This is a genomic window from Sorangium sp. So ce117, from assembly GCF_051524395.1.
Taxonomy (GTDB): Bacteria; Myxococcota_A; Polyangia; order Polyangiales; family Polyangiaceae; genus Sorangium; species Sorangium cellulosum_B.
The window spans coordinates 1,798,679-1,819,920 of record NZ_CP150309.1; the positions used below are offsets into that span (position 1 = coordinate 1,798,679).

At 70.8% G+C, this 21,242-nt stretch carries 17 protein-coding genes, 1 pseudogene and 1 riboswitch; of the genes and pseudogenes, 11 read left to right on the top strand and 7 right to left on the bottom strand.

Features of this window, described 5'->3' with window-relative positions:
* Nucleotides 1–52 precede the first annotated feature (52 nt).
* On the bottom strand, nucleotides 53–1,888 hold the full coding sequence (locus WMF46_RS06775) for a vWA domain-containing protein (RefSeq protein ID WP_437984851.1): 1,836 nt from the start codon (nucleotides 1,886–1,888) through the stop codon (nucleotides 53–55).
* Between the two features lie 121 nt (nucleotides 1,889–2,009).
* On the opposite strand from WMF46_RS06775, the gene WMF46_RS06780 reads away from it, so the two are divergent.
* Entirely contained in the window at nucleotides 2,010–3,026 is a 1,017-nt protein-coding gene (locus tag WMF46_RS06780) for a lipoyl protein ligase domain-containing protein (protein WP_437984852.1), read from the top strand.
* Nucleotides 3,027–3,041: 15 nt separating this feature from the next.
* Here WMF46_RS06780 and WMF46_RS06785 read toward each other — a convergent pair whose 3' ends face one another.
* The gene (locus WMF46_RS06785) at nucleotides 3,042–4,514 is read right to left on the bottom strand and encodes an aminotransferase class V-fold PLP-dependent enzyme (RefSeq protein WP_437984853.1); all 1,473 of its coding nucleotides are present in this window, start codon (nucleotides 4,512–4,514) and stop codon (nucleotides 3,042–3,044) included.
* A 36-nt stretch (nucleotides 4,515–4,550) separates the two neighbouring features.
* A riboswitch (SAM riboswitch) is annotated at nucleotides 4,551–4,665 on the bottom strand.
* A 307-nt stretch (nucleotides 4,666–4,972) separates the two neighbouring features.
* On the opposite strand from WMF46_RS06785, the gene ggt reads away from it, so the two are divergent.
* The 8 genes from ggt (at nucleotide 4,973) to WMF46_RS06825 (ending at nucleotide 14,104) form a co-directional block, all read left to right on the top strand.
* Nucleotides 4,973–6,805: a gamma-glutamyltransferase gene (gene ggt, locus WMF46_RS06790; RefSeq protein WP_437984854.1), complete on the top strand. Its 1,833-nt coding sequence runs from the start codon at nucleotides 4,973–4,975 to the stop codon at nucleotides 6,803–6,805.
* A gap of 371 nt (nucleotides 6,806–7,176) precedes the next feature.
* Nucleotides 7,177–7,314, top strand: a complete 138-nt coding sequence (locus WMF46_RS06795; RefSeq protein ID WP_437984855.1) for a hypothetical protein — start codon at nucleotides 7,177–7,179, stop codon at nucleotides 7,312–7,314.
* An 851-nt stretch (nucleotides 7,315–8,165) separates the two neighbouring features.
* Nucleotides 8,166–8,534, top strand: coding sequence for a response regulator (locus WMF46_RS06800; RefSeq protein WP_437550337.1), 369 nt, complete (start codon nucleotides 8,166–8,168; stop codon nucleotides 8,532–8,534).
* A 181-nt stretch (nucleotides 8,535–8,715) separates the two neighbouring features.
* Nucleotides 8,716–9,147 carry a chemotaxis protein CheD gene (locus WMF46_RS06805; protein ID WP_437984856.1) on the top strand — a complete coding sequence of 144 codons (432 nt, stop codon included), beginning with the start codon at nucleotides 8,716–8,718 and terminating at the stop codon, nucleotides 9,145–9,147.
* Between the two features lie 5 nt (nucleotides 9,148–9,152).
* A complete protein-coding gene (locus tag WMF46_RS06810) occupies nucleotides 9,153–10,841 on the top strand; it encodes a chemotaxis protein CheA (RefSeq protein ID WP_437984857.1) in 1,689 nt (562 codons plus the stop codon).
* A gap of 55 nt (nucleotides 10,842–10,896) precedes the next feature.
* On the top strand, nucleotides 10,897–11,451 hold the full coding sequence (locus WMF46_RS06815; RefSeq protein ID WP_437984858.1) for a chemotaxis protein CheW: 555 nt from the start codon (nucleotides 10,897–10,899) through the stop codon (nucleotides 11,449–11,451).
* Complete coding sequence (locus tag WMF46_RS06820; protein WP_437984859.1) at nucleotides 11,448–12,443, top strand: CheR family methyltransferase; 996 nt, start codon at nucleotides 11,448–11,450, stop codon at nucleotides 12,441–12,443. Before WMF46_RS06815 ends, WMF46_RS06820 begins: the two co-directional genes overlap by 4 nt.
* Nucleotides 12,422–14,104 carry a methyl-accepting chemotaxis protein gene (locus WMF46_RS06825; RefSeq protein WP_437984860.1) on the top strand — a complete coding sequence of 561 codons (1,683 nt, stop codon included), beginning with the start codon at nucleotides 12,422–12,424 and terminating at the stop codon, nucleotides 14,102–14,104. Before WMF46_RS06820 ends, WMF46_RS06825 begins: the two co-directional genes overlap by 22 nt.
* Before the next feature lie 232 nt (nucleotides 14,105–14,336).
* On the opposite strand, the gene WMF46_RS06830 is transcribed toward WMF46_RS06825, so the two are convergent.
* Together WMF46_RS06830 and WMF46_RS06835 are read right to left on the bottom strand one after the other, a co-directional pair.
* Nucleotides 14,337–15,398, bottom strand: a complete 1,062-nt coding sequence (locus WMF46_RS06830) for an endonuclease/exonuclease/phosphatase family protein (RefSeq protein WP_437984861.1) — start codon at nucleotides 15,396–15,398, stop codon at nucleotides 14,337–14,339.
* Between the two features lie 253 nt (nucleotides 15,399–15,651).
* A complete protein-coding gene (locus WMF46_RS06835; protein ID WP_437984862.1) occupies nucleotides 15,652–15,879 on the bottom strand; it encodes a hypothetical protein in 228 nt (75 codons plus the stop codon).
* 17 nt (nucleotides 15,880–15,896) lie between these two features.
* On the opposite strand from WMF46_RS06835, the pseudogene WMF46_RS06840 reads away from it, so the two are divergent.
* Nucleotides 15,897–16,748 (top strand): annotated as a pseudogene (locus WMF46_RS06840) (FAD-dependent oxidoreductase); the annotation flags it as partial.
* Between the two features lie 150 nt (nucleotides 16,749–16,898).
* Here the strand turns inward: WMF46_RS06840 and WMF46_RS06845 are convergent.
* The 3 genes from WMF46_RS06845 to WMF46_RS06855 all read right to left on the bottom strand — a co-directional run bounded on the left by WMF46_RS06845 (nucleotide 16,899) and on the right by WMF46_RS06855 (nucleotide 20,159).
* Nucleotides 16,899–17,396 (bottom strand): hypothetical protein, encoded by a 498-nt coding sequence (locus tag WMF46_RS06845; protein WP_437984863.1) that lies wholly within the window; start codon nucleotides 17,394–17,396, stop codon nucleotides 16,899–16,901.
* 21 nt (nucleotides 17,397–17,417) lie between these two features.
* Entirely contained in the window at nucleotides 17,418–18,281 is an 864-nt protein-coding gene (locus tag WMF46_RS06850) for a hypothetical protein (protein ID WP_437984864.1), read from the bottom strand.
* Nucleotides 18,282–18,377: 96 nt separating this feature from the next.
* The gene (locus WMF46_RS06855; protein WP_437984865.1) at nucleotides 18,378–20,159 is read right to left on the bottom strand and encodes a hypothetical protein; all 1,782 of its coding nucleotides are present in this window, start codon (nucleotides 20,157–20,159) and stop codon (nucleotides 18,378–18,380) included.
* A 791-nt stretch (nucleotides 20,160–20,950) separates the two neighbouring features.
* Between WMF46_RS06855 and WMF46_RS06860 the strand changes: the two genes are divergently transcribed.
* Nucleotides 20,951–21,208 carry a hypothetical protein gene (locus tag WMF46_RS06860; RefSeq protein WP_437984866.1) on the top strand — a complete coding sequence of 86 codons (258 nt, stop codon included), beginning with the start codon at nucleotides 20,951–20,953 and terminating at the stop codon, nucleotides 21,206–21,208.
* The last annotated feature ends 34 nt before the right edge of the window (nucleotides 21,209–21,242 follow it).

Below are 21,242 nucleotides of genomic sequence, written 5' to 3' on the forward strand. Positions count from 1 at the left end.
TCGGGGCGAGGACTGCGCTCTTGCGGCGGAGAGGACGAGCAAATGCTGGTGGTCAGCGCCAAGCGGACGTCCCCGACTGAGCGAGCGCCTGGACCGCTCGCCATAGCTGGGTCACCACGTCGCGATCGAGGCCGACGGTGGAGAGCTTCCCGAGGCACCCGGCGCAGACATGACCGGCCTGGAGCTTGATAGCCACCTCGGCCTTCTGCTGGCAGAGGTCGAAGAGGCAGGCGAGGGTCTCGGCGTGCAACAGCTTCTCGGGCTCATAGTCGGCGGAGAGGGCGTGCAGCCCGTAGAGGAGCAGCTCGTAAGCCACGAAGGACGCGGCTGGCAAGGAGATGAGCTGATCCAGGCCGGCCAGCGAGATCACCGCCGTCCGGTATCCCGGATGCCAGTGCGAGAACCAGCGGTCCGGCAGGGGCTGCTCCACGAAGACCACCTTGAGGGCGCCAGGGTCCAGCGAGTCCGCGTGGGCGGCCAGCTCGTCCTCGCCGCGCTGCGAGAGCGGACCGGCAGGGATCGGGGCCCCCTGGAGCGACACGTCGACGTCGAAGGCCGGCGCCCCCTTCACACCGCCGAGCGCCTGGGATGCCGTCCGGAGCAGCGGGGCCAGCCGGGCAGCCGTGGGGACACCGAGGACGCGAGGGCCCGGCATGGCGCGGCCGCGGCCGCCCATCTTCATGGCCATCATCGCGTCGTAATAATGGCTCTTCTTGCTCAGGGACGACATCGGCCTGGAATAGGCGTCCCGCTCGGCGTCGAGCCGGTCCGCCTCGGCCCGGATCTCGGGATCCCCGTCGGCGTAGCCTCGGAGCCGGTTGGCCGCGTCGGCCAGCGTGGACGCGGCTTCCTGCCACCGGCGCTCGTCGTTGAGCCCCAGGGCCACCCGGCGAGCGCGGGCGGCGTCGAGCGCAGCCGCGGCCCGGAGCACCTCCGGATCCGCCGGCTGGGCGCGGACCTGCTCCGCCGCGACCCGAGGCCACGCCAGCGTCCAGGGCTCCCTCGACAGCGCGCCGTCCCGGTCCGTGAGCGCGACGTTGACCAGGTGCGTCTCGCCGATCGCGCCGGCGGGGAAGCGCAGCCGGAACATCGGGGCCAGCACCATCCCGCCCGGGAGCGAGCCGAGCGAGAAAGAGCGAGTCCCGCCGTCGCGGGTGCAGGGGTAGTCATTGAGCGACTCCACCTCGACGCCCTCGGGCGCGCGGATCACGAGCGCGGCGTCGCGGGCGACCACGGAGAGCACCTCGCCTATCTCCCGGCCGACGAAGCCGGGGAGCTCGTCGGCGCGCGCTGCGAAATAGAAGTTGCCGCCGCCCTCCTCGGAGAGGCGGCCCAGGAGGAACTCATTGAAGCCCTCGCCCAGGCCAATGGTGCTGGTGGTCACCCGGCGCAGCCGCTGGGAGCGAGCGTGGGAGGTCAGCTGGTCGGGCGAGGTGATCCCGTGGTTGGCCTGGCCGTCGGTGAGCAGGAGGACGCGGCCGATGGCATCCTCGGGCAGGTGCGCGCCCACCTCCGCGCAGCCGCGGAGCCAGCCGCCGCCCAGGTCGGTGTTGCCTCGCGCTGTCACCGTGTCGAGCGCGGCCTCGGCGCGGAGCCGCGCCCCGGGCGTGGCCTCGGTGGAGGGGATGGGCACCTCGACCTGGTGGTCGAAGGTGACCACGCTGAAGCGATCGCCGGGCTGGAGGGTGCGGATGGCCTGGCGAGCAGCTTCCAGCGCGAGCCGGAGCTTCTCGCCGGACATGGAGCCGGAGCGGTCAATCACCAGCGAGAGGTGGGCAGGCTTGCGGGCCTGGCTCCCCTCGGGCCGAGGTACCGTGATCTCCACCCGGAGCAGTCGCTCCGTGGGCTCGGCGGGGAGCCATGCTCGATCGGGGCGGGCGTTGAACATGGCACCATGGCACACCCCGCCCCGGGCTGCCGTCAACGGGTCGATGGCTTTCGCAGGCCGGCAGATCGCCGCGGCCGCCGCCTCGCCGCGCGCCGAGCTTCACGCCAAGGAGACTCCCTCGATGCCTGCCATGCACTCGCTCCCGCCGGTTCATCGCCCTCTCGAGGACGCGCTCGCGCTCGGCCCCGCGCTGCTCGCGCGCGCCGGCTCCGCAGAGGCGGCGCCCTGGCTCGCCACCAGCCTCGTCGAGGGCCCCGCCGTGGTGCTGGGCGCGGCCCAGCGCGCGGCGCGCGTGGTCGACCTCTCGGCCTGCGCCGCGCGCGGCGCGAAGGTCCTGCGGCGCGCCACGACGGGCACCGCGGCTTTCCTCGGCGGGCGCGGCGTCGTGTGGACCCTCGCGCTGCCGCATGCCGCCGCGCTCGCGCCCGACGCCACGGCCCGGACGCTCCTCAACCGCAACGTGCGCGGCTTTCTCAAGGGCTTCTCCCGCGCCGGCGCGCCCGCGCATTACTTCGGGCGCGAGTGGATCTCGCTGCAGCACCGCCCCGCCGCGCTGGTCGGCCTCGACGCCACGCCGGACGGCGCGGTCCTCATCGAGGTCTTCGCGGGCCTCGACGCGCCGCCCGCGATCCCCCCGGAGCTCGCGGCGCCGGACGAGCGCGTCATCGACCGCTGGCTGGGCAAGGCCCCGGCCGCGCTCTCCGACGTCCTCCCGGCGCGCCTCTCGCTCGAGGCGCTCGCGCGCGCCGTCGTCGAGGGGGTCGCCCTCCGCGCCGCGCTCCCGCTGATCGACGGCGGCGAGGCGCCCGAGCTCACGGCCGAGCGCTTCCAGCCCGTGACCGCGCCCGACGACCCGGTGCCGCCGGGCGCCTCCGCCGCGGTGCTGGCGCGCGTGCCCATCGGCTGGATCGAGGCCGCGGCGCTCTCCAACGTTCCGCACGCTCCGCCGGCGCGCGCGTGGCTCGGCGGCGACGTGCTCACGGCGCGCTGGCTCCTCGACGCGCTCGGCCGGGGGGATGCGCCTGCGCGCGGCGAGGACATCGACGCCGAGGCCTCGCCGCTGGAGGGGGCGACCCTCGCCGACCTGCGCGCGCTCGCGCGGCGCGCGCTCGCCCTGGGCCGCGCGCCCGGGGGCTGATCCGCCTCAGAGGCCTCAGAGAAGCGCCTGGCAGGGCGCGAGCTGGCTCGCCAGGGGCCCGAGCGCCGCGCCGGCCGCGCCCCCGGCGAGGAGGCCCGCCAGCGCGGGGCGCGGGCGAGGATCCGGGTCGGGGACATGCCGCCCCCCGTCGAGGCGATAACGCCAGCGGGGACCCCGGGCGACGAGATCGGCGATCGCGAGGACGAACCGGTCGATGTCCGCCGCGCTGGTGCCGACGCCGAAGCTCGCCCGCACCGCGAGGGGCACCGCCGCGCTCCCGCTCGCCTCCGGCGCGCGATCCCCGGCGAGCGCCGTCATGAGCGGGTGCGCGCAGAACGACCCGTCCCGCACGCCGATGCCGTGCTCGGCGCTCAGGGCCGCGGCGACCGCGCCGGGATGGAGGCCCCGCACATTGAACGTCACGACGCCGATCCGCGGGCTCTCCGGGCCCCACATCGCGAGGCGCTCGACCCCGGGCACGGCGCACAGGCCGCGCGTGATGCGGTCGAGCAGGCGCGCCTCGTGCGCCGCCACGGCGGACATGCCCACCTCGGAGAGCGCGCGGCACGCCGCCGCAAGCGACACCGCGCCGACCACGTTGGGCGTGCCGGCCTCGTGGCGGGGCGCGCCGCTCGCCCATTCGACGCCGTCATGCGTGACGCGCCGGACGGCGCCGCCGCCGGCGAGGTAGGGGCGCGCGGCGTCGAGCCAGTCGCCGCGGCCGACGAGCACCCCGCCGCCGAAGGGGGCGTAGAGCTTGTGACCGGACAGCGCGACATAATCGGCCCCGATCCCGGCGAGCGCGATCGCGCGGTGCGGCGCGAGCTGGGCCGCGTCCACGGCGAGCCGCGCGCCGTGGCGATGCGCGACCGCGGCGAGCTCCGGGAGCGGCCACAGCTCGCCCGTGACGTTGCTCGCCCCCGTCACGGCGAGCAGCCGATGGCGTGAGCGCACCCCGCGCAGCGCGTCGTCGGCCCGCGCGATCGCCTCGTCCGCGCTCGCGGGCACCGGGAGGACGACAAACCGGCCGCGCCGCCACGGCAGCTGGTTCGCGTGGTGCTCCGAGGCGAACATCACCACCGTCGTGTCCTCGGGCAGCGCCGCGGCGAGCAGGTTGAGCGCGTCGGTGGTGTTCCTCGTGAACACCACCGTGTCCTCGTCGCGCGCTCCCACGAAGCCCGCCACCTCCCGGCGAGCGGCGGCATAGAGCTCCGTCGTCACGGTGGACGCGAACCCCGCCCCGCGGTGCACGCTGCTGTACCAGGGAAGCAGCTCCGAGACCGCGTCGAGCACCGAGCGCAGGCACGGGGCGCTCGCCGCGTAATCGAAGTTCACGTAGCCCACCTGCTCGCCGGTGACGAGCGGCACGGAGAGATCCGCCCCGACGACGGGCAAAGGGAGCGAAGGGAGCGAAGGGAGCGCGCCGAGGGCAGACGGCGCCGGCGCGCCCGCGGCAGGGCGCCAGTCCACGATGGAAGCGAGCGACATATCACCTCACGAGTCCAGGGGACTCCGGGCGACCAGAGTCCGCGCTTGCCCGCCGCACATGCGGCTGGCCAGGTCGTCACCCGGGACACCCCACCGCGGATCGGAGGGTTGTCGGCCAGCGAGCCGGGGCTACGCGCTGGCGCTCATGACCTGCCGAACCATTACCGCGTTGGTTGCCTCGTGGCAAGGACCGGCTCGACCTCACAGCCGCCCGCCCGGCCGCGAACGCCGGTACGGTGGTTGCATTGTGAATCTCCAGGGCAATGCGAACCGCACATCGCGGCTCCTGGACAGGGCCCTCACGGCCGACTCTGCCGCACGAGGCGGGGCGCGACCGTGAGCCGTCCGTCCTCCAGCGCATCCCGAGAGAACCCATGAAGACCCCCGGACTGCTTCTCGCTCTCTTCCTCCTTTGCGCCTCCTGCAGCGCCTGCAGACCGGACGAGAGGCTCGCTCCCGTGGGCCACGGCGGCGCCACGCCGGGCCACGCAGGCGCCGAGCCGGACGCCTCGCAAGGCGGCGCCGGGGACGACCTGTTCGCCCGGCTCCCCGAGATCGCGCCGACGGCCACCGGGCGGCGGGGGGCGGCGGCGACGGTCGATCTCCGCGGGACGCTGGCCGCCATCGAGATCCTGAAGCGAGGGGGGAACGCCGTCGACGCCGCGGTCGCCGCGGCGGGCGTGCTCGGCGTGACCGACCCGTTCTCCTGCGGTATCGGCGGCGGCGGCTTCATGCTCGTCTACCTGGCCGGCGAGCAAAAGGTGATCGCCCTGGATCACCGCGAGACGGCGCCGTCCCGGATCGAGGCGAGGTCCTTTTATGAAGACGGCGCGCCGATCGCGTTCAATGAGCTCGTCACGAGCGGCCTGTCGGTCGGCGTGCCCGGCACGGTGCGGGGCTGGAGCGAGGCGCTCCGCCGCCATGGAACGCTCGGGCTCGGGGACGTGCTCAAGCGGGCCATCCAGGTCGCCGAGGCGGGGTTCGACGTCGACGCGACCTTCCTCGACCAGACCCGCCGCAACCTCGCGCGATTCCAGGCGATCACGAGCAGCAAAGCGCTCTTCCTGGGGCCCGACGGCGCGCCGTGGCCGGTGGGCACGATCTTCAAGAACCCGGATCTGGCCGGCACCTACCGGCTCATCGCCGAGGGGGGAGAGAAGGCGTTCTACGAAGGGCGGGTCGCCGAGGCGATCGTCGCCGCGGTGAAGTCGCCTCCGGTCGAGCCCGGGAGCGCGCTCGACGTCCGCGCCGGGGTCATCGAGCTCGCGGACCTCCAGGGCTACGAGGCCCGCGTCCGCCCCGCGCTCTCGACGACGTACCGCGACTACACCCTCTACGGCCTGGGCCTCCCGAGCAGCGGCGGGATCACCGTCGCGGAGGCGCTGAACCTGCTCGAGGCGTACGACACGGCGACCCTCACGCCGGTCGAGGTGCTGCACCGCACCCTCGGCGCCTCCCGGCTCGCGTTCGCGGATCGAGGCGCTTTCCTCGGCGATCCCGGGTTCGTGGACGCCCCCGTCAAGGGGCTGCTCTCGAAGGACTACGCCGACGCGCGGCGCGCCCTCATCGACCTCGCCGAGGCCCCTTCGGCCGCGGCGGCGCCGGGCGATCCCTACGCATTCCAGCGAGATCCGAGCCCCGCGCCCGCCCGCGCCTCGGCGGCGAGGGGCGGGGGGGCCGGCCCGAGGGACGCGTACGACAACGAGACGACGCACATCACGGTCAGCGACGCCGCCGGGAACATCGTGTCCTATACCTGCACCATCGAGTTCGAGGGTGGCAATGGCATCGTCGTCCCGGGGTACGGCTTCCTGCTGAACAACGAGCTCACCGACTTCAACATCCCGCCCGACCCGAGCTCGCCGCACCCCAACGCGGTCGAGCCGGGCAAGCGGCCGCGCAGCAGCATGAGCCCCACGATCGTCCTCAAGGACGGCAAACCCGTGCTCGCGCTCGGCTCGCCGGGCGGGTCCACCATCATCACCACGGTCCTGCAGATCCTCGTCGGCCATCTCGATCTCGGCCTCCCCATCGACAGGGCGCTCGTGGCGCCGCGCCTGTCGCAGCGCAACTCGGGCGACGGCGCCACCGACGCGGAGACGGCGTTCCTGAGCGCCCCGGAGGCCGAGGGGCTCGCGTCCCTGGGCCACGTCCTCTCCGACGCGGGCACGATGGGAGGCGAGATCGGCGCGGCCACCGCCCTGCGCTTCAACGCCGATGGGACCGTGACCGCGGTCGCCGAGCCGGTCCGGCGCCACGGCGGGAGCGCCATGGTCGAGCAGGAGCGGTGAGCCCGTCGCGCGATCCTGGTGTTGATGGGGCAGCAGTCGGTAAGTAACCGTGATGCTTCAGCAGCAGCGGCCTCGCGACCCGCGAGCGAGCGCCAGCGCTGATTCCGTCCACGCGCAGTCCACTGCAGGGACCCGTCATTGCAACCCGTGAAGCAGCCCGGAAATCTGTGCGACGAGCCCAGACGACCGATCGGCGCGTACAGCGGCCATCGATGGTGGCGGGCAGCCGGCCGCGCGGCACGCTCCTTGTTTCATTCGATCGAGCTCAGGGAAGGTGCCGGCGCCCTCGGTCGCCACGGGGAGCGGTGATCGGCTCTGCGCGCGCGCCTGCCACCCTTTTCATCGAGGATGACGAAGAAGGAGCTCTGGCCATGAGCACGCACGATCTCAGGTCGCTGTATCGGGAGTACGTCGAGGCGGCCTGGCACCAGAGGGCCGAGCACGGGGCGCACAGCGACGATCTGGGCACACGGCAGCAGCTGGGCCTGCTCCCGGCGCCGGGGCGATAGGTCTCGGCCATGTGCGCCGCGCTGGATGCCCTCGGCGTGGTTGATCGGCTGCTCTGGCAGCTGTGCCTGTCGAGCTACCACGCTCCCGCGGTCGAGCTCGGCCTGTTCTGCCTTCTCGAGGACGCCGCCCTCGATCCTCTCACGCTCCCTCGCGAGCTCCCCGGATGCTTGACGGCCGTCGGGCGGAGCCCAACAGGGCGTTTCCCAAGCTATCCCTGGCGCCGTGATGGGGAAGAACTCGAACACACAGGATCTGAGCCATAGAGAGGACGCGGCGTTTCTTCGTCCTCTCCTCCGTGTCCACCGCCTCGGCGACGCGGGCGGCCGTCGACCAGGTGGACGATGACTCTGCCTGGGCTCGACATCCGAACGCACCCGCGCGTCGCTCCTTCAGGCTTGCTGTGCGTTGTTGCGGCGCACATCCTTTGCCTTCCTGCTACCTGTCTCCCTACCGCCTCCCTTCCAGCTGCCTTCGGCCTCCATGAGCTCCCGGTCGCGGAGCTCGCGCGCCTGTTCCGCGCGCGATCGCCGTTGCCGCGGGGATGGCGTCTCCACTCGAGGCCGCGCGCTCCGGCTGCAGGCCTACCAGCGCCTGCCCGGCCGCATGCCACCAGCGTCGTGGCCGCGAACCTCATGGAGAGGATCCGGGCGCGCCGGCAAACCATCGCGACCGACAGGGACAAGATGCGTGCCTGTTGCAAATTTCTATTGGAGATTCCGCCTGCCCTCGTGGTAGGGTGATCCTGCTCGGGGGAGACGCCCTGCACGTAGGTGGGAAGAGGGGGAGTCGTGCTCATGCGCGATGGCACGGCCGGGCCATGTCCGCTGCATCGGATCGAGGGGGGGCAACGATGCCTCGGAAGAAGATTCTGCTGGTCGACGATTCTCAGACCATCCTGCGTATCGAGCAGATGGCGCTGAGCAAGGACTACGACCTCATCACGGCGAACGACGGCGGCCAGGGGATCGAAGTGGCCTTGGCTCAGCGGCCGGATCTCATCCTCCTTGATGTCGTCATGCCGCACATGAACGGGTTCGACGCCTGCCAGCAGCTGCGCGCGGAGGACGCGACGCGCGGCACGCCGATCCTGCTCGTCACCAGCCGGAGCGATGTCGCGCACATGGAACAGGGATTCCGGTGCGGCTGCTCCGATTTCGTCACGAAGCCGATCGACACGATGGAGCTCCTGGAAAAGGTCAGGAACTGCCTTGGCGACTGACACGGCGGCGAGGGCATTCGAGGGCGCACGTCTCGCCCCTTCCAGCGGCGACGATGGATCCGTACCCCTGCCCGACGATGTCGACGGAGAGGAGAGGACCAGTCCGTCCGGCCCGAGGGCGCCGTCCGCGTCGGCCGGACCGCCCAGCTGGCGCTCGCTGCCGTCGGAGACCCAGCACGTCATGCCAGGCCAGCTGTTCGCTTCGCCCGAGCCGACCATGGTGACCACCATCGTTGGATCCTGCGTGGCGATCTGCCTCTGGGACGCCACCACCGGCGTCGGCGGGATGAACCATTACGTGCTCCCGGAATGCCCGAGCCCGGCGATGGCCTCGGTCCGCTTCGCCGAGTTCGCATGCCAGCGCCTCCTCGAGCGGCTCGTGGAGCTCGGGGCCTCCAGCCGGGCGCTGCAAGCGCACGTCGTCGGGGGCGCCTGCCTCATCTCCGCGTTCCGGGAGCGCGGCACCCACCTCGGCGCCCAGAACGTGGATGCCGGGCTCGCGTTCCTGCGCATGGAGCGGATACGGATCGCCCAGCTGGACACGGGCGGCAACCGGGGGCGCAAGATCGTCTTCCGGACGAGCGACGGCGCCATCTCGATCCAGCCTCTGTGAGCCGCATGGACAGCGATCGCGACGAGCTGCTCCAGACGTTCACGCCGGAGGCGCACGAGATCCTCGACGAGATCGAGCGCGCGCTGCTGCAACTCGAGACCGGCCGCGACGCTCACGAGGTCCTCCAGCGCGTCTTCCGCGCCACCCATACGCTCAAGGGGAGCGCCGGCTCGGTAGGCCTCGGCGGCCTGAGCGATCTCGGGCACGCCGCCGAGGACATCATCGAGGCGCTCTGCCGCGGCGAGCTCCCGCTCTCGACGCCCGTGGTCTCGCTGCTGCTCGAGACGGTGGACGCAGCTCGCCGGCTCGTCGCCGAGGTCGAGCGGGGGCAGGCCGAGCGCAGCACCTCGTACAGAGAGGTCGTCGCGCGCCTGGAGCAGGCGCGGCATGGAGGGCTCACGGCGAAGGAGGACGCGGGGGCGACGAGCGCGCGCCGCGCGACCGAGGACGACGCGGAGGGAGCGACCGGCATCAAGAGCATCCGTGTCGCCGTCGAGAAGCTGGACTGCATGGCGGATCTCATCGGAGAGCTCACCCTCGGCCGGAACAGGATCGCTCGGACGCTCCGCGCGGTGCGCGGCGATACCGGCGCTGCGCTGCGCGACGAGATGGAGGAGCAAGATCGGCTCTGCAAGGAGCTGGAGGAGGCGGTGCGCGCCGCGCGCATGGTGCCGGTCGGCCCCTGGTTCCGGCATTACGAGCGCACGGTGCGCGATCTCGCGCACGCGCACGGCAGGCAGGCGCGCCTCCTCGTCGTGCACGGCGACGTCGAGGTGGACACGGCCGTTGTCGAGCGGTTCCGGGACGCCCTGACGCACATCCTGCGCAACGCGATCTGTCACGGCATCGAGCCGCCCGAGGCGCGGCGCGCCGCGGGCAAGGACCCCTGCGGCACGATCACCCTTCACGCCGCGCACGAGCGGGGCGGCATCGCGCTCCGGATCTCCGACGACGGCGCCGGGATGAGCCGCGAGCGCATCGCCGCCCGCGTCTGCGCGCTGGGAAGGCACCCGGCGCCCGAGGCGCTCCCCGATCATGAGCTCTTCAGCCTCGTGTTCGAGCCCGGGTTCTCCACGGCGGCGGAGTCGTCGCATCTGGCGGGGCGCGGCATGGGCATGGATGTCGTGCGGCGCAGCGTGGAGTCGATCCAGGGGACGATCCGGATCGAGAGCCGCGAAGGGCACGGCACGTCGCTGTCGATCCAGCTCCCGCTCACCCTGGCCACCATCGAGGGGCTCTCCGTCGGGATCGGCGCCGAGCGATACGTGATCCCGCTCCGCGCGGTGCTCGCCTGCTGCGATCTGCCCCGCGGCGCGCTCGCGCACGGCGGCGCCCAGGGGCTCATGATCCGGCGCGGACGCGCGCTGCCGTGCGTCCGCCTCCGGGCGCTCTTCGGGCTCGGCGGATCTCCCCCGCCGGAGGAGCGCGTCGTCATCGTCGCGCACGACGGCTCCGAGGCCGGCCTCGTTGTCGACCTCCTCGACGGCGAGGGGCGCACGGTGGTCAAGCCGCTCGGCCAGCTGTTTCGCCGCGTCCGGGGCATCTCCGGCTCGACCATCCTCGGCGACGGCAGCGTGGCGATGATCCTCGACGTCGACGCGTTGCTCGGCGGCGTCCTCGGGGACCTCGGCCCGGTCGACGCCCCCGACGAGCGCAGGGCAGCGCCATCGGCCGCCGGAGGCAGCCCAGGATGAGCCGGCGCCCCGGCGCGCAGGGCGCCCGTTTGCCATCTCTCTCCAAGGAGGCGTCATGATCTCCGACGCGTCGAGCCCCGTGTCGCAATACATCTCCTTCATCATCGCGGGTGACGAGTACGCGGTGAACATCCTCCGGGCGCGGGAGATCGTCGAGCACAGCGTCACATCGCGGGTCCCGATGATGCCAGCGTGCATCGTCGGCGCCATGAACCTCCGGGGCCGCGTCGTGCCGGTCATCGATCTCGCGGTCAAGCTCGGGCTGCCGCCGACGAGGGTGAGCCGGTGGACGTGCGTCCTCATCGTCGAGACCGAGCTCGACGGCGAGAACACCCGCCTCGGCCTGCTCATCGACGGTGTGGGCGATGTGCTCACGCTCTCCGAGGACGAGATCGAGCAGGCGCCGGCCTTTGGCGCGCAGGTGCGCGTGGATCAGCTGCTCGGGATGGCGAAGGTGGGCCAGAAGCTCGTGCTGCTGCTCAACATCGACCGCATCCTCTCGCCGGCGGAGCTCCTGGCCTCGACGACGCCCGGCCCCTCGGCCCCCGGGGCCCCGCCGGCGCTCCCTGGCGGCCACGGTGCGGCGGCCGGCGAAGGGGACAGGCCATGATCTCGCTCACCGAGCTGGGCCCGCGCGCCCTCAGCGACGAGGAGTTCGGGCTGTTCCAGAGGCTCGTCAAGCGCGCCTCGGGCATCGCGCTCGGCCCGCAGAAGAAGCCGCTCCTGCTCTGCCGCCTCGGGCCCCGGCTCCGCGCGCTCGGGCTCCGCAGCTTCGGCGAGTACTACCGCCGCGTGACCGCGCCGGACGGCGAGGGCGAGCTCGTGCACATGCTCGACTGCATCTGCACGAACGAGACCCATTTCTTCCGGGAGCGCGCTCAGTTCGAGCTCCTCGAGCGCGAGATCCTCCCGGCGTGGCACGAGAGCGCGGGCCACGGAGCGCCCTTCGCGCGCGGCCGCCGCCCGCTGCGCGCCTGGAGCGCGGCCTGCTCGACCGGGGAAGAGCCCTACTCGATAGCGATGTCGTTGCTCGACAGCCTGCACTCCCGGGATCGCAGCGACACGGCGGGACAGGCGCCGCCATGGGCCGCCGCCGCGTCGACCGGCGCTCCGGGGATCTGCATCCTCGCGACGGACCTGTCCGTCCGCGCGCTCGACCAGGCGCAACGCGCGGTGTGGCCGATCGAGCGGGCCTCGGAGATCCCGGAGGAGCGCCTGCGCAGCTACATGCTCCGCGGGACGGGCGCGAGCGCGGGCCTCATGAAGGCCCGGCCGGAGCTGCGCAGGCTCATCACCTTCCGGCGCTTCAACCTGCTCGACGCGGCGCCCAAGCGATTCGGCCTGTTCGATCTGATCTTCTGCCGGAACGTCCTCATCTACTTCGACGCCGCGACGAAGGCGTCGATCGTGGCGAGGCTCATCGCCAGCCTCGCGCCTTCAGGGTACCTGTTCCTCGGACACGCCGAGGGCCTCCACGGGACGGACCACCGCGTGCGGTGCGTCGCGCCATCCGTTTATCGGCTCCCGCCCCCGGCGGGGCTCGCAGGAAGCCGCACCACATCTAGCCCGGAGCATGCATCATGCTTGCGCATATCGGAGTAGGCCGGAAGCTCTACCTCGGCTTCGCCGCCATGGTCGTCATCGTCCTCGGACTGGCGGGCACGTCCTACATGAGGTTCGCGGAGCTCGACGAGGCCCGCTCGTGGGACCAGCACACCTACGAGGTGATGCTCACGACGAGAGAGATCATGGCGTCGCTGCTCGACACCGAGACAGGAGAGCGCGGCTTCGTCATCACCGGGGTGGAATCGTTCCTGGAGCCGTACCGCAGCGGGCGAGACCGGTTCGATAAAAGCCTGAGCCGTGCCCGGGAGCTCACCAGGGACAACCCGCGCCAGCAGACGCGCCTCGACAGGATCGACAAGCTCCACGACGAGTGGCTCTCCTCCGTGCTGGAGCCGATCATCCAGTACCGCCGCAGCGCGGACGAGGCGAGGGCGCCGGCGGATCGCGCCGTCGAGGAGGTCAGGCACGGGCGCGGGAAGGGCCTCATGGACCAGATGCGCACGGCGCTCAAGGAGATCGACGACGAGGAGATCTCCCTCCTTGCCCAGCGGCAGGCGGCGACGAACGCGCTCGTCAGGACGATGTACGTGACGCTGCAGATAGGAGGTCTTCTCGCGATCATCGTCGCCGCCGTGCTCGCCGTCGTCTTCAGCAGGATGATCCTCTTGCCGCTCACCCAGGCGGTGTCGATCCACCAGCGCATCGCCGGGGGCGACTTCACGGGCCAGGTCACGGTGAAGAGCTCCGACGAGTTCGGCCAGATGCTCGGCGCCGTGAAGGCCATGTCGGAGCGCCTGGCGGGCCTCATCGGCGAGGTCCGGGGCGGCGCGGTCTCGGTCTCCTCGGTCTCGGTGCAGCTCTCGGCGACGGCGCAGAGCCTGTCGCAGGGCACCAGCGAGCAGGCGGCGTCCGTGGAGGAGACGATGACCAGCCTGCAGCAGCTGAGCGGCACGATCGCGAAGAACGCCGCCAACTGCAAGCAGGTCGAGGAGACGGCGCACCGGAGGACGAGGGACGCGGAGCAGAGCGGTCAGGCGGTCCGGGAGACGGTCGAGGCGATGAAGGCGATCACCCAGCGGATCGTGATCATCGAGGAGATCGCGTACCAGACGAACCTGCTCGCCTTGAACGCCGCGATCGAGGCGGCTCGCGCGGGCGAGCACGGCAAGGGCTTCGCCGTGGTCGCCACGGAGGTGCGGCGGCTGGCCGAGCGAAGCCGGGATGCGGCGAAGGAGATCGGCTCGTTCGCCGCGTCGAGCATCGTCGTCGCGGAGCGCTCGGGACAGCTCATCGCGGAGCTCGTCCCGTCGATCCGGGAGACCGCGGAGCTGGTGCAGGGCGTCGCCGTGGCATCCAAGGAGCAGTCGAACGGCGTGGCCCAGATCAGCGGGGCGGTGGAGCTGATAGAGCAGTCCACGCAGCGCAACGCGGCGATCTCCGAGGAGCTCGCCAGCACGGCGGCCGAGCTCTCGGCGCAGGCAGAGCAGCTCCAGAACGTGATGGCGTCGTTCCGCCTCGCGCAGGAGAGCGACGGCGACCCGGGCCAGAGGCCTGCGGGGCCGGGGCGTCTACCGGACCGCCGCGGCGGCAAGGCGCTGTGGAGGCCGCCGCAGAAGGGTCCCCTGAGCGGCGGCGGCGCATCGAGCAACGGGCGCGTGCCGCACGCCCCAGGCGATCAGGACTTCATCCCCTTCTAGAGCGGCGGTCGCCCGCTTCGGATACGGGCCCACCTCGACGTTTTCGGTGCTCAGCGCACCGGAGTGCGCTTGCGCGCCGAAAACGCCGATCTGGGCCCGTCTCCTGTGCGGTCGCCCGCCGCTCTGCTCCTCGAAAAAGTGACGCAGTATTATCGATGCATCGAGGAGGCCGCGTTCACTCCGCAGCCAGCGGGCGTCACAGCGCGCAAAGCCGCGGGGCTCGCGAGCGGGCTCAAGCCTCTTCTTCGATCACGTCCTGCGCTTCCTTCTTCATCGGCTTGTACTTGAAGATCGCGCGAATGATGCCGTGATCGTTGGTGCCGTCGGCTTTGTGATCCTCGAAGTTCAAATGATCATTGTTCACCGTCATGCCGTTGAACATCCATAGGCGTTTGCGGCTGTTGTCGTAAAACTCCTGGCTCACCAGGATGTGATCGAGCGATTCACGTATGTCCTGGTGGACATGCGTGTAGTAGACGTCCCTTGTGTCACGATACTCCTGCAAGGTCTGCGCGGTATAGAGCGCGGTGTCTCCACCTCCAGCCGAATCGCCTACCAGGTACTTCGGTTGGCCGGTCAGTACGTTGGCAGTGTTGCTCTGCTGTCCATCGTTGATATCGCCGATCACGATGACGGGTGTATTGTTGCCCTTCATCTGTTCTGTCAAAAGGAAGCGAAGCGCCGCCGCCTCGGCCGTTCGACGGATCGTCGAGAGCGCCGACCCGAGCCCGGCCGAGTGCTTTGAATATGTAGTCCTGTCTGCCTTGTACCAGGCCTCGTTGAACACCTTCGTCGGCGCCTTGGATTTGAAGTGGCAGACGTAGACATGAATCGCAGGGTCGTTCTCGCGCGGTTTTATCGTGAAGTGGAGGACCGGCCTGGAGAAGCCGCTGATGCTCACGTTGATGTCCGGCGTCTGCGGATCGTCGCCGCTGGATTGCAGGACGAATTTTCTGGGGAAACGCTCTATCCAGTCCGGCTGGCCTTCCAGGAGCCCCTTGCGTACGATGGCGGCACAGACGATTTTCGTTCCCGTAGCCTCTGGCGGCGCCAGCACATCGTAATCCTCCGTCATGCCCGCGGCCTGCAAGCAGTTGTCCAAGGAGTCGCGGTGCCATAATTCCTGGAACCCGCAAACGTCGGGTTTCAGCATTTTCAGCTGCCGGGCGACCCATTGGAGCTTGAGATTGTATTGATCCTGGGTCCAGCCCTCCGGGTCCGAGTACATCCGCAATCCAGGTTCGTTGAGGTTGAAGAGGTTGAATGTCGCAATGCTCAGCTCTCTCAAATTCATAGGCGCTTCCTTTCTCTAAAGATTGCTGCTCAAGTACGAACGACGAGCCCGACAATCGTAGATTCGCCGTCCTGCGACGCTTCCCCCGCGTCGCTGCTCCAATGCGCGATGCGCGATGCGCCGCAGGTGCAGCGTCGTCGGTGTACCATTGAGCGCCACAGGAGCCAGGAAATCCAAACGCGATCCGAATGTCAATCTCCTCGTAGCGGCTATCCCACCATACAGCCACGCTGTACGCGCTGGTTTCCGCGGCTCACTTCGAGCCCGCGATTCCGGCGAGGATCAGGTCGATCCCGGCGAGGAACTCTCCGCGGTCGTCGTGGCCGGGGAGGTGGGCGGCGACGCTTCGCGTGAACGGGTACTCGCGGGCGTCGAGCTCGCTCCAGCGCGCCGCTGCCGCCTCGAGGAAGTCGACGCGGTTCGTCGACGGCGCGAGCTCGCGGCGCGCGAACTGGCTCGCCGTGGCGTTCTGGACGCTCACCCCGATGACGTAGCTGCCCCGAGGTGCTCCGCGGCGACCTCCGGCGCATCCTCCTCGACTCACTCCCGCCTGACACCGTGCAATGGGGCCGCAAGCTCACGGGTGTGCGCGCGCTCGGCGACGGAGAGCACGAGCTCACCTTCGCGGACGGGTCGACCGTGACCACCGGCCTCGTCGTCGGCGCCGACGGCGCGTGGTCGAAGATCCGGCCGCTCCTCTCCGACGCGAAGCCCGAATATGTCGGCACCACCTACGTCGAGACGTACCTGCTCGACGCCGACGCGCGGCATTCCGCCAGCGCCAGGCTCGTCGGCGGGGGCGCGTTCTACGCGCTCACGCCCGGCAAAGGCATCGTCACGCACCGCGAGACGAACGGCGTCCTCCACACCTACGTCGCGCTCACGAGGCCAAAGGCGTGGATCGAGGGCATCGACTTCACCGACCCGAAGACGGCGCGGGCGCGCGTCGCCGCGGAGTTCGACGGCTGGGCCCCGGCCCTGACCGCGCTCATCACCGACGGCGAGACCGCTCCGGTCCCGCGCATGATCCACAAGCTCCCCGCCGGGCACCGCTGGGATCGCGTGCCCGGCGTGACGCTCCTCGGCGACGCCGCGCACCTGAGCCCGCCCGACGGGGAAGGCGCAAACCTCGCGATGGTCGACGGCGCTGAGCTCGGCAGGGCCATCGCCGCGCGCCCGAATGACCTCGAAGCCGCGCTCGCCGAGTACGAAGAAGAGATGTTCGTTCGTGGAGCGAAGGCCGCCCCCGAAGCCGCGGCGACCTTCGAGCTTTGCTTCGGCGAGACCGCCCCGCACGGCCTCATCGCATTGCTGTCGGGCGGGGCCTCCCCGGGCAGCTCGACGCGCTGATGGCCTGACGCAGCGCGCGGCCGTCACCCAGTCCAGGAGCGGGCGGTCGGGCGTGTGGTATCCATGGTGGCAGCAGTGTCGTCGCTCCTGGGCGCGCCGGGGCTGCGGCTCCCTGCTTTGGGACTCCCAGTCTGATCCAGCCGGTTTCAGTCAAAACCGGCCGCCGCCACCACCGGACTGGCCACCACCGCCCGCGGACTGGCCGCCACCACCCCCGGACTGGCCGCCACCGCCCCCGGACTGGCCGCCACCGCCCCCGGACTGGTCGCCACCGCCCCCCGAGTGGCCAACACTGCCCTTGACCGGGCCACTGCCCCCGGCGCTGGCAGCGCTCGTCGTGGGACAGCCGCGGGAGTAGTTCCTGGCGGTCACCTTGTAGCAGCACAATCCGTCTCGCTGCTTCGCGCTCTCCACCGACACGACCTGGTCGTTGCAACTTCGATCGATCATGTTGAGCTCCTCCACCGCCTGCTCGCGGTCCAGGCACGCCCCGAGCTCGTCGGGCCATTCGAAGCAGCGGATGTCGTCCCGGCCGAGCCAGTCGCTGCAGCCCGGCGCTGCGATGAGGAGCGCAGCTGTTGTCGACGGGCCGGCGCTCAGCAGGAGACCGGCAAGGAGCGTTCGTCGAAAGGATCGGTCGAGCAGCATGAGGTGCACCTCCAGCCATCGCTAGCGTGGCGGCTCGGGCACGAACTCGGCGCCCAGCCGGAAGATCAGGAAATCCTTGATCACGTTGTCGCTGGCGTTGGGCCAGATGAACGGGCTGCCGGCCGTGCGGCTCGGGTTCCACTCATACCACATCCACCGGGCCCCCTCGTCGATGCCGCAGACGATGGGGAACTCGTTGCCGGGCTGCGGGACGTCGGTGGCGGTGTCGTTCGCCTCGCCGAACACGACATGGCCGCGGTCGGACACCTCCGTCGTCACCCAGCCGGCGCTCGTCGTCTCCGGATCCAGGCCTCCGCCGTTGCAGCGCGCGATGTGCTGGTCGATCGTCTCCAGCGTCGGCCCGTGCGAGCCGAGGTCGTAGTCCTCGCCGGTCGCGCAGACCTCCCACGCGCCGTTGCCCGTGAAGACGGGCTCCGCGCCCTCGCGGAAGAACTGGCCGATCACGCCCTGCGTCGTGGACATGTCGGCGTAGGTGATGATGTAAAGATAGTGCCCGGCGTCCGCGGATGGCGCCGGCACCGTGTACGACTCGGGCCCATGGCCGACGGGACACGAGAAGATCTCGTCGGCGAAGGGGTTCTCGATGCCGCCGAAGTAATTCAGGAGCTTGTCGCCGGTCCCGTAGCCGAAGCCGTACGCGTTGTCGGCCGTGATGATGACGCTCACGTCGGTCGTGAGCCCGCTCCCCCCACCGGCGCCGGCGATCTCGCCGAGCTCGTTCCCGCCAGCGCCCCCCGTGCCCCCGCCGCCGGAGCCGGCCTGGGAGCCGCCGGAGCCGCCGGGGTCGCCCGTGCCGGCGTCCGAACACCCGGAATTATGGAGCGCAACAGCGAGAGCCAGAGCAGGAGCGAGACGTAGGTGCATTGCACGAGGATCGGCGAAGCCGCAGCATTCGTAAAGCCCCCGCCGCGGCGCCCGTTCGCGAGATCCCGGCGTCGCGCGCGCCCGCCGCGTCCACCCTCACTTGGGCGCGTCGCGCTTCCGGAACCACTTGGAGAGGTAGCGCTCTTCGAGGTCGATGAAGGCTTCGCGCATCATGGCCTCGTAGACGATGGCCTCGAGGACCCCGGGGCGCGGGGCGGGGGTCTGCTGCTGGATGAGCCCGGCCGGGACACGCCGCGAGATCTTGTAGCTCGTGAGCAGCGGCTCCGCGTCTCCGGGCAAGATGAACTCCGTTTTGAACAGGAACTTGAGCCCCATGATGATGATCTGCGGCTTCTTGCTGGCATGGGCGATCCCGGACGACTCGACGCGATAGCTCACCACGAGGGAGGGGGAGGTCACGGTGAGCTGCTCCTCGGCGGAGCCCTCGAAGGGCGGGCCCGGCTCGAAGGTGACGAGCTCCGGCTCGAACCCCCGCGCGAACCCGTCCACCAGGGCCGACGCGGTCCGCTTCTCCTGGGGATCGAGGCGGGTCGCATCGACGTAGCGGCTCGGCAGGGACGCGGCGCCGCTGAACATCGGGATCTTCCTAACGATGTCGTCGGCGCGCTCCAGGTCCTGCGACGGAAGCCGCCGGAAGCGGACCTGGACGGCCGGGCCGCGGAGGCCCTGCGGCGTGCTCCTGGGCCCCACGCGCTCCGCGTAGGCCAGGAGCCGCCTCACGAAGTCCGCGTTCTGCTCGCCCCCTTCGGGCATCTCGCTCTTGTACCGATCGAGAGCCCGCGCATAGAGCGCGTGCCTGGCGTCGTTGAACGTCTTGTCCAGGCCGTGCTTCGGGTAGCGCTCCGCGAACGCCAGCAGCGCCGCGAGCGTACCCACCTCCCGCGCCCGCTCGAGCTCCGCGGCGAGCGCGGCGCGGCGGACCGCGTCGACCTCGCCCTGGATGCCCGTCTTGGGGTGGGCGCGGAGGAAGTCGTCGATGGCCTCGACCGAGCCTTTCGCCACCGCGAGGCGCAGCTCGGCCCGTGGCAGCAGCACCTGGGAGACGACCTCCGCGTGGCCGCGGCCGCGCGCGATGTAGCTCTGGTACGCGGCCACGTCGTCGCGCTCCCGCGCCGCGGCGTACATCCGCGCGTCGCTCATCCGGTTGCGGAGGAAGAAGAGCCCCAGGCCGAGGGCCACGCCGATCGCGGCCGCGAGGAGCCACGCATAGCTTTGCCACCCGGGGACCTCGCGCGAGAGCGGGATCGGCGACGCGAACGGGCTCTGGATGGCAGGCGGCTCGAAGGGATCGAGCCGGCGCAGCTCCGCGGCGTCGGGCTTCGCTTTCATGCGGCTGCACGCCGCTTCGACCTCCCGGATCACGTCGTCCGAGCGCGACGGGTCCTCGAGGGGAAAGGCGTGCTGCGTGCCGCCGAACGTGAGGACCACGGCGCCGCGAGGGCCCGCCGAGACGCGCGAGAGCTCCGCGAGCGAGAAGACCCGGAGCCTGTGGTCGCGCGCGTCGACCAGGTTCGCGGGGAAGACGAACAGGCCGGGCGCGAACGGCAGCGTGACGAGGTCGGCGTTGTAGGCGAGCGCCCGGAGCACGCCGATGACGGTGGTCGCGGCGAGCACCACGTACGCGGCGGCCGCCGACCTCGGGTGGAGCGCGAGAACGCTGTTGACGTCGCCCAGGCCGGCCGCACAGAGCCCCGCCAGCAGGAGGCCCGAGGCGGCGCTGACCGCGAGCCAAGCGACGATGGTGCGCCGAGTCCCGAACCGGCTGACGATCGGCGCCGGCGCGAACCGCCCGCGGAACGCCTCGATCACGCCGTCCTGGATGGTACGCGGAAGCTTGTAGAAATTGATCTCGTTCATCGCGCTGCTCCCACCCGGCGCCGGAGCTCGGCGCCCTTCCACGCCTCGACCTGCCGATCGACTCTAATGCATTTCGCCCCGAGCTCCGAGACCGGAGATGGCAACTGCTTGCAGCAGGAGCGTGCGGCGATGCGTCGACTTCTGCTCCTCTGGCACTTATGCAGTCTCGTCGGCGCCGGCGCTGCGGTGCGCTGCGGCGATGACGGGCCCCGGAGGGACGGCTCGAGCGCGCCGGGGCCGCGGCTCCGGCGGTACGGCGGCTCGAGCTCGGGCAGGCCGCCCGCTACGGTAACCATCAACCCGCTGTCCGCCGGCGACGCTGCCGGCGAGGCCGCGGCGCCGACGCACGCGGCCACGGGCCCTCTTGCCCGCCGAAGTTCGGGTTTGCGTCGGCGATGCGAGGCCCGCGAGGGACGACGGTCGAGCTGGGCCATCCGACCCTCGCGCACCCGACCCGCTGGCGCGTGGGGCTGCGACCCGCACGCCGGCGTCCTCGCGTTCGAACAGGCGTAATGACCGGACCAACGCATGGGACGCGAGACATCAGCCGACCAACAGCACATTTTCGACGCTTCCAAACAAGGAATGAAGAGTCTAGCTTGAACGCTTAAGGCGAACGCTCCTAGCGAAGGAGGAAGAGCCGGAGCTTTCAACGTGTTCGTATGAGGCAAGGTGAACGCGCAGCGTGCGTTCACGACAAGAGACCACTTCAGTAGACCACGCATCACTGCGGCAAGACGCCGTTTCTTACAGACCACACGCATAACGCGTAAAAGGAGAGGTAACCCAGCATGAAGATCGTCATCAAGAGCGCGGGCTCGGTTCGCAACGCCGGCTCGGTTCGCAACGCCGGCTCGGTGCGCAACGCCGGCTCGGTGCGCAACGCCGGCTCGGTGCGCAACGCCGGCTCGGTGCGCAACGCGGGCTCGGTGCGCAACGCCGGCTCGGTTCGCAACGCGGGCTCGGTGCGCAACGCCGGCTCGGTTCGCAACGCCGGCTCGGTTCGCAACGCGGGTTCGGTGCGCAACGCGGGCTCGGTCCGTAACTAGCGACCGCGACTACAGGGACATTGGTCGCGCCGCG